Annotated in this window: 11 protein-coding genes; 5 read left to right on the top strand and 6 right to left on the bottom strand. The window is 69.5% G+C overall.

Features of this window, described 5'->3' with window-relative positions; translation table 11 throughout:
- Positions 1 to 15 precede the first annotated feature (15 nt).
- From G4D83_RS46870 to G4D83_RS20400, 3 genes are read left to right on the top strand one after another with little or no spacing between them, the layout of a single operon-like run.
- A complete protein-coding gene (locus G4D83_RS46870; RefSeq protein WP_275902380.1) occupies positions 16 to 138 on the top strand; it encodes a hypothetical protein in 123 nt (40 codons plus the stop codon).
- 31 nt (positions 139 to 169) lie between these two features.
- Positions 170 to 1,225, top strand: a complete 1,056-nt coding sequence (locus G4D83_RS20405) for a sensor histidine kinase (protein ID WP_163866460.1) — start codon at positions 170 to 172, stop codon at positions 1,223 to 1,225.
- Positions 1,222 to 2,001, top strand: coding sequence for a LytR/AlgR family response regulator transcription factor (locus tag G4D83_RS20400; protein WP_163866459.1), 780 nt, complete (start codon positions 1,222 to 1,224; stop codon positions 1,999 to 2,001). Before G4D83_RS20405 ends, G4D83_RS20400 begins: the two co-directional genes overlap by 4 nt.
- Before the next feature lie 157 nt (positions 2,002 to 2,158).
- Here the strand turns inward: G4D83_RS20400 and G4D83_RS20395 are convergent, their stop codons facing one another.
- The 3 genes from G4D83_RS20395 to G4D83_RS20385 form a co-directional block, all read right to left on the bottom strand.
- Positions 2,159 to 2,917 carry a TolB family protein gene (locus G4D83_RS20395; protein ID WP_240356443.1) on the bottom strand — a complete coding sequence of 253 codons (759 nt, stop codon included), beginning with the start codon at positions 2,915 to 2,917 and terminating at the stop codon, positions 2,159 to 2,161.
- Positions 2,918 to 3,134: 217 nt separating this feature from the next.
- Positions 3,135 to 4,616 carry a hypothetical protein gene (locus G4D83_RS20390; RefSeq protein WP_240356442.1) on the bottom strand — a complete coding sequence of 494 codons (1,482 nt, stop codon included), beginning with the start codon at positions 4,614 to 4,616 and terminating at the stop codon, positions 3,135 to 3,137.
- A 69-nt stretch (positions 4,617 to 4,685) separates the two neighbouring features.
- Entirely contained in the window at positions 4,686 to 6,176 is a 1,491-nt protein-coding gene (locus tag G4D83_RS20385) for a glutamate-cysteine ligase family protein (RefSeq protein WP_163866457.1), read from the bottom strand.
- Between the two features lie 148 nt (positions 6,177 to 6,324).
- Here G4D83_RS20385 and rlmN point away from each other — a divergent pair, with 148 nt between their 5' ends.
- On the top strand, positions 6,325 to 7,404 hold the full coding sequence (gene rlmN, locus G4D83_RS20380; RefSeq protein ID WP_163866456.1) for a dual-specificity RNA methyltransferase RlmN: 1,080 nt from the start codon (positions 6,325 to 6,327) through the stop codon (positions 7,402 to 7,404).
- A 197-nt stretch (positions 7,405 to 7,601) separates the two neighbouring features.
- The gene (locus tag G4D83_RS20375; RefSeq protein ID WP_163866455.1) at positions 7,602 to 7,985 is read left to right on the top strand and encodes a hypothetical protein; all 384 of its coding nucleotides are present in this window, start codon (positions 7,602 to 7,604) and stop codon (positions 7,983 to 7,985) included.
- Here G4D83_RS20375 and G4D83_RS20370 read toward each other — a convergent pair.
- From G4D83_RS20370 to G4D83_RS20360, 3 genes are all read right to left on the bottom strand, one after another.
- Positions 7,975 to 9,597 (bottom strand): adenylate/guanylate cyclase domain-containing protein, encoded by a 1,623-nt coding sequence (locus G4D83_RS20370; RefSeq protein ID WP_163866454.1) that lies wholly within the window; start codon positions 9,595 to 9,597, stop codon positions 7,975 to 7,977. The two genes, G4D83_RS20375 and G4D83_RS20370, sit on opposite strands and share 11 nt — an antisense overlap.
- Before the next feature lie 31 nt (positions 9,598 to 9,628).
- Positions 9,629 to 10,483, bottom strand: coding sequence for a metallophosphoesterase family protein (locus G4D83_RS20365; RefSeq protein WP_163866453.1), 855 nt, complete (start codon positions 10,481 to 10,483; stop codon positions 9,629 to 9,631).
- A gap of 80 nt (positions 10,484 to 10,563) precedes the next feature.
- The gene (locus G4D83_RS20360; RefSeq protein WP_163866575.1) at positions 10,564 to 12,633 is read right to left on the bottom strand and encodes an AsmA family protein; all 2,070 of its coding nucleotides are present in this window, start codon (positions 12,631 to 12,633) and stop codon (positions 10,564 to 10,566) included.
- Between the last annotated feature and the right edge of the window lie 99 nt (positions 12,634 to 12,732).

Genomic DNA, 12,732 nt, shown 5'->3' with positions numbered 1-12,732 from the left:
ACTCCGGAGCCCGCAATGCTCACCCTGCCCACGCCCCTCCTCGTCCTCGCGGCCATCCTCCTCTTTCCCGTCGTCCTGGCGGGCAGCATCCTCGTCGATGCCTTCGAGTTGGAGGTGGAGGAGCAGCCCGCGCAGTGAGCGGTCCAAGGGTGTAGGCTCCCTCTGGAGCATGTCGGAGAAGCCTGAAGGGTCCATCGTCCGCGCCACGCTGCGGGCCCTCGCGGAGCCCCGCAGGCTCGTGCCCATCCTCCTGGTGTCCGCGCCCCTGGTCGCCGCGCAGACGAGTTTCAGCCACGAGCCGCTCGCGCCCCACCTGGGCGTGCTGATGTGCCTGCTCTTCGTGGGCGTGGCCCCCGTCTCCTACCGCATCCTCTTCCCGGGCGGCCTGGACTTGAGCCACGGCGGAGTGCGCGTGCTGATGTACGGCACCGTGGGCAGCGGCGTGGTGCTCACCTCCGGCTTCGTGCTGCCGAAGCTCCTGGGCATGGGGCCCACCTTCCTGACGCAGCCCACCAACCTCATCGTGTGCAACGCGCTGTTCCTGGTGGGCGGCTGGGGGCTGGGGCGGGACATCGGCTTCGAGGAGTCACTCGCGAAGGAGCGCGCCCGAGCGGCCCGCTTCGCGCTGGAGGCGGAGCAGGCGCAACTGCTCGCGCTGCGCAGCCACCTGGACCCGCACTTCCTCTTCAACACGCTCAACGCCATCGCCGAGTGGTGCCGCGAGGACGGCGCCGTGGCCGAGGCCGCCGTGCTGCGGCTGTCCACCATGCTGCGCTCGGTGCTCGCCGGCGTGCGCAAGGCCACGTGGCCCCTGTCGGAAGAGCTGGCGCTGATGCGCACCCTCTTCGACCTGCACCTCCTGAGAGACCCGGAGCTGTTCCAGCTCACGCTGGACGTGTCCACGGGCGCGGAGAACGTGCAGGTGCCGCCGCTCGTGCTGCTGCCGCTGGCGGAGAACGCGGTGAAGCACGGCCCGGCCGCGGGCCACCGGGGCCTGCTCTCGCTGGGCGTCCGCGTCCACGAGCAGGACGTGGAGGTGGCGATTGAGAACCCCGGAGCGTCCAAGGGCCCTCGCGAAGGCAGCGCGGGCCTGCCCACCGTGGAGCGCCGCCTGGCCCTCGCCTATGGCGACCGTGCGCACCTGGCGTTGAGCAGTGAAAAAGGCCGCACCCGCGTCACCGTCACCCTGCCCCGCTCGGGCCCCCTGCATGGAGTCGTCACATGAGCCCACCACTGCGAGTCCTCATCGCGGATGACGAGCTGCTCGCCCGCAAGCGGCTGTCGCGCCTCTTGGGCGCCCTGCCCGACGTGGAGGTGTGCGGCGAGGCGGCGGATGGAGAGGCCGTGCTCGCCGCGGTGCGCGCGGGCGGCGTGGACGTGGTGCTGCTGGACATCCACATGCCCGGCCTCAGCGGACTGGACGCGCTGGCCCTCCTGCCCGAGGGACGCCCGCGCGTGGTGCTGTGTACCGCGCACGCCGAGCACGCCGTGGAGGCCTTCGAGCACGGCGCCGTGGACTACGTGCTCAAGCCCGTGGAGCCCGCGCGACTGCAGAAGGCCCTGGAGCGCACCCGCGCGCGACTGGAGGCCGATGCCCGCCCGCGCGACACCACACCGTCTCCGGAGAAGGCCGCGCCGCCACCGCGCGCGCTGCCACGGCTGCCCATCCCCACGCGGCAGGGCATCGTCCTGGTGGACCCGGAGACGATTTCCCACGCATCGCTCGACGACGAGCTGGTGACGGTGTTCACCACGCAGGGCGAGTTCCTCACCGACTTCACCCTCAACGAGCTGGCGGAGAAGCTGCCCGAGGAGTTGTTCCACCGCGTGCACCGCAGGGCGCTGCTCAACCTGCGCCATGTCGCGCGGCTGGAGCCATTGGAGACGGGTGGGTACCTGGCGCGCACGGCTCGGGGACACGCGGTGGAGATCAGCCGCCAGTCCGCACGGGAGCTGCGCAAGATGCTGGGGTTGCGTCGAGGCGCCGAGGACGAGGGCTGAAGAAGCCCCCGAGTGAGGTTTGCCGCGGCGAGCGAGGGCCTCCGTTGCCCCTCCTCCCCGCGCGCGGCCATTCAACCTCATCGAAGCCGACTGCCTGACTCCCCAGCGGAGTCAGCCCTGCCCGCGACGCGCCCAGCTCGCGCCGCGCCTTGAAACTCTACTGCACGCTCACTTCGACCTGGACGTCGCGGCCGTTCACCTTGCGCGTGAAGATGACGGTGCCACGCTCGGTCCACCGGGGATGGGTGCCCTTGCCCAGGCTGTAGGCGGACGCGACACCGAGGTTCTGGTTGAAGCTCATCACGCGGACTTCGCTGTCGCTCGTCTGGGACGTGAAGTAGACGATGATGCGGCGCTCATTCGGCGCCCACTGCACGCCGGTGCTGCTCGCGGGCGTGGGTACGAAGGCCGGGTCATTGGCCTTGGTGCAGCCCGCGTTCGTGACCTGGTCCAGGTCCTTGCCGTTGCCCTTCACGCTCCAGAACGAAGTCAGCCCCGAGCGCTTCTTCGACTGGAACAGGATGCGCTTGCCGTCCGGCGTCCACGACGGGTCCTGGTCGTCATGGCCCGACGTCAGCTGGTCGTCCTTGCCGTTCTTCACGTTGTAGACGTGCAGCTCGGTGCGCGTCACCGCGTCACCCACGTCCCACGAGTCCGGCAGCTTCGCGTAGACGACCTCGCGGCCATCCGGAGACACCGACGGCGCGCCGCTGCGCTTGGCCACCAGCGTCGCCTTGCCATCCTGCACCGAGTACAGCGACTGGCTGCCGGTGAGGTAGACGATGATGCGGCGATCCGCGACGAGCTCTTCCGTCTCCAGGGCGCCGGACTGCTGCACGACGACAGCGTCCTGCGGGGAAGCGGCCTCCTCCAGCTCCGGGGCTCCGCACGCGGCCAGCGCCAGGGAAGAAGCCATCCACATCACGAGCGTCCTACGACGAGCGAGGCTTCGGCTTTCATTCGGATGCATACGGTCCTCTGTGTGAAATTTCCGCTGCTGAGTACGAATAGTGACAAACCAGTCTGACCCGCACTCACGGGTATTTCACGTCAGAAGGCGGGAACAATCCACCCGGTCTCAACTCAGTCGCGATTGACCCGCTGAGTACATGACGCGCCGCTCCTGCACCGCGTCACCGCGTCACGAACAAGGACGGCACACGCGCTGCGTCGTCCCCGAGGACTTCGGAAAGAACCTGGTATGCCGGAGTAGGGAGCGCGAGGCCGGCACGCGCACAGCGGGCGGCCTCATCCAATGTGCGTGCGGGCGTGGTGCAGTAGGACTCGCGCCAGTGGTCCTGGAGTGACTGGGCGAAGCGCGCGCTCATCTGTTCCACGCGTGCTTCGAGCCAGGACTCGGGCGAGGTGAAGTTCGCGCGGCTGGGGGACACGTCGCCGGGGCCGAAGGAGACGTCGTGCTCGTAGGCGGACTCGGAGAGGTGGTCCTGGAGTACCGCCGACATCGGCCCACGCCGGACATCCAGTACGCCCGTGGATGACAAGGTGAGCTGGTGTTCCACCGAGAGACGCAGCGCGTGAAACTCGAAGGTGCGAGCTACGTCCCTGTAGCGCGTCACTTCGACGGTGAAGTCGCGTGTGTACGTGCGCACCTTGGTCACCTTGCGCGTCTGCTTCTTGCCGTCCTTGTCCGTGTACTCCTCCTCCGTGTCGTAGGGCTCCTCAATCGTCTCCTTGCGCTCCTCGTGGTCGGTGTAGGGGACCTTCTCGTAGTAGGGGGCGGTCAGCTCGACGGAGCGGCTGTCGCGGAGCGTGGCGAAGCGGCCGGCGAGCGACAGCTCCGGGTGGGAGCGCGCGGCGGGAGAGAACCAGGGCGAGGCCTCGAAGGCGTGCGTGAGCCGGGTGCGCAGAAGGTCCATGCGCGCGGCGTCCAGGCCCTGCACATGGCCCGTCCACGTCGGTGACGCGGTGAGCTCGGGGGCCGGGGGCGGCTCGGGGGCGAACTCGCGCCAGTGACGGCAGTAGCGCGACACCAGTTCGCGCCAGTGGGGCGCGTCCTCCGAGGGCACGTCTCGCAGTCTCTGGCAGCCCTCCTTGCCGCTCTGGAGCACCACGGACTCCATCTCGCGATGGATGACGACCATCTCCTTGTGCGCGAGCAGCGGGCGCTTGCGCGCGAGCGTCTCCTCCGCGCTCAGCGCGAGCCCCTGTTTCGCGGGCGTGCTGATGGCGAGGCGCAGGTGCTTGTGCGTGCCCTCCATCTCCTCCAGCAGCGAGCTCTCCAGACCGCCGTTCAGCTTGGAGTTCCACTGCGCGCGACGGTCCAGGAAGCGCAGGAGGTCGTCCTCGGCCTTCTCGTCGATGCCCTCCAGCCGATAGCGCCGGGCGTTGCCCAGCAGCTGTCCCAGCGCCTTGCCGCGCAGGCCGTCGCGCTCGTTGACGAGGTCCTTCTCGAAGGGGCTTTTGGTGACCAGTTCGTCGTAGATGGCGGCGGCCTCGACGAACTGGCCGTTGCGAGCCAGCTCGTCGGCGCGACCGCGCAGGGTGGAGCAGGCACTACCGAAGACGACGAGCAGCAACAGCGACGGGAGGAGTCGGAGCATGAGCGCGGAGGCGGGGTGCTCGGCCGCTGACGCGCCGGGCGGGCTGATATTCAACCCGAGACCAGCCTCCTCGCAACGCACAACCCTCCGGACGCCTGCCCGGCGGGTCTCATGCGCCAACCCTCACTCCGCGGGCCACTCGTGCACGGGCAGCCCTGAAGCAGCGTGTTCCATGTATCGCTCCAGCATCGCCGCCAGCGCATCCTGGCGAGGCATCTGCGCCTCCAGGCGGGTCAACATCTGTCGCTGCCAGCGCGCGCCCGTGCACCGCAGCTCCACGCGCCGGGCGATGATGCCCAGCATCCGGTCCACCTCGTCGGCCTCCACTCCCGCCGACAGGAGCCCTCGCCGCGCCACCGGGATGAGCTGGCGCAGCAGATCCACCACGGGCACGACGCGCGGGCTCGGCGCGGACTCGCCCGGCCACAGCAGCTCCGCGTCCAGTCCCCGTCGCGATGCGCGGATGAAGTTCCCGGCCGCATGCGCGAAGGGCAGCGCCGGCAGGAGCGCGTCCATTCGCTCGGCCAGCCCGAGCGTCAGCCCCAACAGGAAGGCGCCGTTGGCCGCCATGTCCACGACGGTGGGGCCCGCGGGCAACGCGCGCAGCTCGATGCGCAGGTGGCCTTCGTCCTTCGGGTCATAGACGGCGCGATTCCAGGACCACACGGTGCCCTGATGCAGGCGCAGCTCCTCCAACCCAGGCACGCCACCCTCCGCCACGCGCTCCAGCGCGGACTCCGTGCCCACCACCGGCAACAGCGGCGGGTGCAGCGCCACCGCCTCCGCGAACAGCTCGTACGCACCCTCGCGGGCCCACCCGTGGCCGAACGTCACGCGCGCATGGGGTTGGAAGCCGCCCTCGCCCGGCTCGCCCCGGTCATCCATCGCCTGACGGAACAGCGCCACCCGCGTCTCGTCCCAGAGCTTGCGCCCCAGGAACAGCGGCGAGTTCCCGGAGACGGCCAGCACGGGCGCGGTGGCGAGCTGCGCGGCGTTGTAGAGGCGCGCGAAGTCCTTCGGCGCCACGCGCAGATGAAACTGGAGCGACGTGTTCGCCCCCTCCAGCGTCACGTCTTCCCACGCGAGCTTCAGCGCCTCCTCTTCCCCGTTGATGGCCACCTGGAAGGGGGCCGTGCGCCGTTGACGGATGGCCGCATTCAACGCGTGGTAGCGCGTCTGCGCGGTGAGCGCGTGGGGGCCCAGGTCCGCCACCCGCAGCGTGGGCAGGATGCCGATGGCCGCCACCCGCGCGCCCTGCGTCGCCGCCGCGCGCCGCACCTCTCGCAGCGAGTCCTCGAACTCCGCCTGGAGCGCGGTGAAGGGCCGCCCCGCCAGCGGACCCGGGCGCAGGTTCACCTCCAGGTTGAAGCGGTCCACCTCCAACGTCACGCGCGGGTCCTCCGTGTTCGCCAGCACCCGCTGGTTCACCGGCAACGGAAAGCCCATCGAGTCGACGAGGAACAGCTCCAGCTCCGCCCCAATCGTCGTCGGTCCTTCTCCGAAGCCCGGCCGAGCCAGGAGCGCGCGCAGCGCCTCCAGGTTCTCCGCGAGCCGCTGCGAGAACCGGGCGTAGTCCTCCGGAAGAAATTCCTCCTGCTCAATCGCGAGCCCCATGGCCGGAGAAGGTGTGCACGGTCGCCCGCACCGTCAGCTCCCACCGGGGGCTTGCCGGGCCGTACGCCATGCATACCGGGTGGGAGTCCCGCCGTGGCCCTCGCCCCCGGGTGACACCGGCCCGGGTGTGTTATCTGGAGCCCTGGCCATGCCGTCCGACACGCCCACCAACCTCTACGACTTGACGCGGCCCGCGCTGGGCGCGCTGTTGTCCGACTGGGGCTTCCGACCCCACCACCGCGACGTCTTGTGGACCGGGCTGTACCGCCAGCAGGTGCGCGCGCTCGACGAGGTGGAGGGCCTGCGCTCCGACTTGCGCGACACCCTGCGTGAGCGCACCCGGTTGAGCCACCTGGCCACGCACCACGAGGCCTTCAGCTCCGACGGCCACACCCACAAGCTCCTGCTGCGCCTGGAGGACGGCCAGACGATTGAAACCGTCCTCATGCGTTTCAAGGGACGTGCGACGGTGTGCATCAGCACCCAGGCGGGGTGCGCCATGGGCTGTGTCTTCTGCGCCACGGGACAGATGGGTCTTTCGCGCCACCTCACGCCCGGCGAAATCGTGGGGCAAATCCTCCACGTGCAACGCATCCTCCGCGAAACCGGCGAGTCGCTGCGCAACGTCGTCCTCATGGGCATGGGCGAGCCGCTGCACAACTACGACAACACCCTGGCCGCGGTGGATGTCCTGGTGGACCCGCTGGGCCTGGCGATGGGGCCGCGCTTCATCACGCTGAGCACGGTGGGCGTGGTGCCCGGCATCCGCCGGCTCGCGGACGAGGACCGGCCCGTGCAGCTCGCCGTCAGCCTCCATGGCGCCACCGACGCGGAGCGCGCCGCGCTGGTGCCCGCCGGACGTCGCTGGCCGCTGGCTGAGCTGATGGACGCGTGCCGCTACTACATCGCCCGACGCAAGCGCCGCATCTTCTTTGAGTGGACGCTCATCGCCGGACGCAACGACACGTCGGAGCATGCGCACACGCTGGGCGCGCTGTTGGGCGGCATGGACGCGCACGTCAACGTCATCCCCCTCAACCCGACGGTGGGCTACGACGGAGACCCGAGCCAGCCCGCATCGGTGCGCGCCTTCCAGGACGTGCTGATGTCGCACGGTGTCCCCAGCACCGTGCGTCAACGCCGGGGCATCGACATCGACGCGGGCTGCGGTCAGCTCAAGTCCGCCGTGGAGCGACGTTCCCGCCGTTCACTTCCCACCAGCCCGTGAGCGGCGGACGGGTTGGGCGCGCGCATGTCAGCCGCCCTCGTTAACGTGCGCCGTCGACGACCGCGGTCCCGACCCCACACCTGATTTCGCATGCTTGTGTCGCTGGATGACACCCGCGAGGTTTCCGCGGGGGGCCTCTTGCACGCTCCATGGCCGTGGGCACATTCTTTCCATCGGCTTCCCAGGGGAGGTGGGCGATGCTTTCCATCCAGGAGCACGCAACGACGGAAGAAGCGAGCAGCGACCTGCTCGACTTCATCCTCCAGCCGTCCAACTGGCTCGCGGCCGTACGTCGGGATTCTGAACCCGCCGTCTGGCCCGGGCAGAACACGCTCTATCAGCGGCGCGTGGGCGCGTTGCGCATCTGCGCATCCGTTGACGTCTCCGACGGGCTGGAAGTGTCACTCCACATCGCGTTCCGCGCGCCGGGCCTCACGCCGGTGAAGGCCGCAGACCACCTGGAGAGCTTCCTCAAGCAGCGGCTGCCGCTGACGCCCAACTCCGAGTGGCAGGTGGAGGTGGACGAGCGCCGGTGGATCCACTTCTCCCGGCGCTACGCGGCCTCGCACCTCACGGCGTGAGCGGGTCCATGCGGTAGTGGCGCAAGGGCTGCGCCACGTTCTTCACCGGCGTCTCCGTGAGCGCGCCGAAGCGCAGGCGCTGGACGAACGGCTCTCGCGAGTCCACCAACGCCTCCCGCGCGCTCGCCATCACCAGCGTCTCCCGGAAGCCCGCCAGCGACTGGAGTCGCGCGGCCTGGTTCATCCCACTGGAGAAGGCGGTGTACTGCCGGTTGGGGCCGAAGAGGCCACAGTTGGCATTCGCCAGGTTGACGCCCACGGCCACGCCCAGGCCGGGCAGCTTCACGCGCTCGCACAGCGCAACCACCTCTTCGCGAGCGCCCAGCGCGGCGGTGAGCGCCTGGATGTCACACGCGGCGCGCACGGTGGCCTGCGCGCGCTCCACGCGGCTGGACTTGAAGAAGGGCGGACCGAAGAGGCCGATGACGCAGTCGCCGACCATCTTGTCGAACACGCCGCCGTGCTCCCAGATGCTGTCCACGGCGCGCGCGCTCCACTCGTCCACGAAGCGGGCGATGCTGCGCGGGCTGTCGAAGCCGTGCTCGCAGATGCGGGTGAAGCCGTTGATGTCCGCGAAGAGGATGCCGACTTCCTGGTCCTGCGCACGCAGGTGCTGGGCGTAGTTGGGGTCCTGCAGCAGCGCGTCGATGATGGCGTTGGGGAAGAACTGCGACAGGTGGATGCGCTCACGGTTGTAGTCGAGCAGGCGCTGGCTGAGCGTGGAGGCCAGGACGCGGATGAGGTCCATGGCGTAGGCGGAGAAGCCCTCGTCGCAGGAGACCGCGATTTTGCCCAGGGGCTCGCTGGTGGCGGCGCCGGAGATGAGCACCGCCTCCGTGGTGCGGCCGGGGAGCAGTTGGTGCAGCGCGGAGCCTTCGGTGGCGAGGAGCCGGTGGCCGTACTGGCGCAGGGCCTTCTCCAACTCCGGGCTGGGCTGCTCTCCGCTCTCGAACTCCAGGTGGCCGTGGCGGTACATGCGGTAGTGCAGCACCTGGGTGCGCACGGCGTCGCGGTACAGCAGGAGGAAGGTCGGCAGGCGCACGCGCTGGGCCAGCGTCAGCACGGCCTGGTCCATGCCCACCTCGAACACGGGGTTGGCCAGGTGGGCATTGCACTGGATGATGAGCTGGTGCTTCTCCGACGCGGTGTGGACCATGCACAGCACCGTGTCGAGCTGCTCGGCGATGGTGTCCAGCACGCGCAGGGCCCGCGCGGAGGCGTCCGGTGACGTGTGGTCCCCCGCGAAGAGCAGCCCGAAGGAGCCCACGCGGTCTCCGGCGACGTCGAGCGGCTGGGTGACGAGCGTGCCGCCTCCCAGGCGTCGGGCCCCGGAGGCGCCTTCGAGCAGGGGGCCGGGGAAGTCCTCGCCCCAGTCGCCCTCGGTCCAGGTCTGCACGCGCAGGTCCTCGTCGCGCGTGGTCAGCGCCACGGCGCGGGCGCCGGTGAGGGCGAGGATGGACGGGAAGCAGCGGCGGAAGGACTGGGCGAGGTTCTCTCGCTCGCGGAGGCTCTCTTCCAGCAGGTCATCCACGGCGCGCTGAAGGGCGCGCAGGGCCTTGTACTCTTCCAGGCTCAAATCCGTGGACGGCGGTGCGTGAGCAGGATGCGTCATGAGCGCTTTCTACCGCCATGAGCGCTGGCTGTCACAGGGCTGGCGTCTGGGGCTGGCCGCCGACCACCTGGCCCCCGGCCACCTCGATGAGCCAGTAACCCTCGTTGCCGGCCTCGGTGGAGGACCCGGCGCCGAAGATGTGGGGGCGCTCGGCGGTGGCGGGGTGGTGGTAGCGGTGGTGGATGTGGCCGTGGAGCACCGCGTAGCGAGGACCCGGGAGCAGGCGCAGCAGGGCCTGGGCGTCACGCAGGCCGTGGTGCCAATGGTCCGCCTCTCCCTTGCGGGTCAGCGGGGCGTGGTGGACGACGACGAACACGGCGCGCCCGTCCAGCCGGGGGTCCTTCAGCAGGGCCTCGAGTCCCGCGAGCTGGGCATCGCCGATGGTGCCGTAGGACAGGCCCGGAGAGAGGGGGACGCGGGCGGACAGCAGGCCCACCACGGCGGCCTCGGTGCCCACGAGGCGCACGAAGGGGAAGGCGCCTTCGCGGCGGTACTCCGGCAGGTCGCTCTCCAGCAGGTGGCCGAAGTGGTGCGCGAAGCGGCCCTTCCGGTGGCTGCCCGGCGTGTAGACGTCGTGGTTGCCGGGGATGATGGTGCAGCGGCGCGGGTCGTCCGCGAGGGAGCCCAGGGCTTCACGGGCGCCGCGGAACTCGCTGTCGAGCGCGTAGGCCGTGAGGTCGCCGGAGAGGATGAAGTGGTCGGCGGTGTGGCGTTGCATCTCGCGGGCGATGGCGGAGAGGGCGTGGGGCGCGCGGGCATAGCGCTTCGCGCGGCCACCCACGGTGAGCTCCGCCAGGGCGACCCAGCGACGCCAGCCGAGCCGGCGCAGGGGCAGCGCGAAGTAGTCGTCGGTGATGTGGACGTCGGAGCAGTGGATGAAGCGCATCGAATCTCCCGCCCGGGCAACGGCCGGCCGGGTGCGGGCATTCTCCCTGGATGCGGATGGAGGGGAAGCGGCTTCTGCCCCTACTTCTTGCCGGGTCGTTTCAAGAGGTCGCCCAGGCTCTTGCGCGCCTGATTCACGGGGTTCTCGATGCCCTTCGACACCCCGGGCAACAGTCCCTTCGCGATATCCGCCGCGCCTCCCGTGCTCACCTTGGGCGCCTTCAGTGTCCCGGTGATGGTGACCGGAACGGACACCGGCGCCTTGATGGGAACCGCGCCTCCCGTGAGACCCGAGACGAACTCCTTGGACGCCTCAACCGTGCCCTTGAGTTCCAAACGCTGATCCAACCCCACCCGGCCATCCAACGTTCCGTTGCCCAGGTCCGACTGGAACGCCATGGGCTGCGTGAATGACACCCATCCATCCTTGACGCTGAACTTCGCGTTCAAGTCCTTGAACCGCGTGCCCTTCCCCGCCTGCTGCACCGTCCCCGCCGCCCCCTTGTGCCCCAGCGCCGTGAGCCCCTTCGTCAGGGCCGGCGTCACCGCCCCACCAAGGTCCGCCGTCGTGAGCACCCCGTTGCTCAGCCGCACGCTCCCGTTCCCCGTGACACCGTTGCGCACCCGCGCCCAGTCCAGACCACTGCCGTTGAGCTGCAACTCACCACTCGCGAGGCCTTGCAGCGACGACTGTCCTGACAACGCCTGGAAGGCCTGTGCGGTGTCCATGCCCTGCAGGTTCGCCTTCAACGTCCACGCGGGCTGCGACTTCGTGAGGTCCACCTTCGTCCCCGTGAGGTCCGCGCGCCCGCCGTACACCGTCGCCCCACCCTTCTCGATGAGCAGCACCCCTTCGTCCAACTTCGCCTGCGCATCCACGTTCGTCGCCTGGAGATTCCCGTGACGAAGCGTCCCGAGCTTGAGCGTCCCGTCCACATCCACCTTTCCAAGCCGCGCACGCATGGAGGCAGGCAGCGCGGTGGTCTTGGCAGCAGCCGCCTTGGAAGTGGACTCCTTCTTCGGCGCGCTGGGCGGCAGTGCACCGAGCAGATGTTGCAGGTCGAGCTCCTTCCCCTCCAGCGCGAAACGGATACGCGCAGGCGCCATCTGCACCGAGGCCGTTCCCCCCAGGTCAACACCCGGCCCCGCGAGTGAGAGGCGCGTGAAGTTCACCTTCGTGGCCTTCAGGTGCTCGGGGTCGATGAGCGAGTTGAAATCGAACGCGCCGCTCGCCGGGTCACCTCGGAGCTTCAGCCCCTTCGCCGCTCCATGGCCCACGACTGCGTACTGCCCCTGCAACTTCGTCGTCACCTCCGCGTCGACATCCACCAGGCCTCCGGTGAAGTAGGCGGTCGCCGAGGGCGGCAGGAAGTCACGCACCGCGCTCACCGAGAGGTCCTTGGCGCGCAGCTTCATCGTCACCTTGGGCCACGGCTCACCGGGCACGGGCATGCCGGCGGGCAGCGGGTCGACCTTGAGGTCCATCTCCACGTTCTGTTTCGAGTCGGCCACCGCTGCTTTCAGCGTGCCCTCGAGTGGCAGGCCTGGTCCCACGTGCTTCAAGTCCGCATCGAGGTCCTGGACCGCGACCGCGGCCGTGCCTCCCGCCGCCTGCTGGTCCGTCACCTGTACGACGCCGTTCTCAATCCGAAGGCGCTCCACGGAAGCCTCCGTCCCGGACTCCTTGCCATCGCCAGTGCTGGGGGTTGCCGGAGCACTTCCGACCGACTGGTAGTTCCAGGTCCCATCAGCGCGCCGGACCAGGTTCACCCGGGGCTCCTCCAGCTTCACCGAGCCCACGCGGACGTCCTTGCCGAAGCTGCGGATGAGCGGCCAGAGCTGAACGGTGGCCGTCGCGCGTGAAGCCTCCAGGAAGGGCGGCTCGTTGCCTTCGCCCTCGGCCCGGAAGTTCGTCATCGTGGCGCCGGGTTTGGGAAACCACTGGGCGTCGAGCTTCTCGAGAGTCACCTTGTGGCCAAGGGCCCGGGTGGCGGCTGTCTCCACCTGTCCGCGCAGCCGCTGCGCGAGCCAGGAAGGATTCGCCACCAACACGCCGATGACCAGCACCAGCGCCATGACCACGACGCCAAGCGCGACCTTCAAGGCGCGGTGACGAGAGGGGTCCTTCCTGTTCCGTGCATCCTGTTCCATCGCATCACCCTGGTTCATGGCACCCAATGAATGACGGTGCGCAGTCGCGGACTCAGCGGGGCCCCTCGGAAGGTCGTGCTGTCGGTGGAACGCTCCCGG

The sequence above is a fragment of the Myxococcus eversor genome (assembly GCF_010894455.1).
Taxonomy (GTDB): Bacteria; Myxococcota; Myxococcia; order Myxococcales; family Myxococcaceae; genus Myxococcus; species Myxococcus eversor.
The sequence above is the reverse complement of the archived record's forward strand: the minus strand, read 5'-3'. Positions and strand labels throughout refer to the sequence as shown.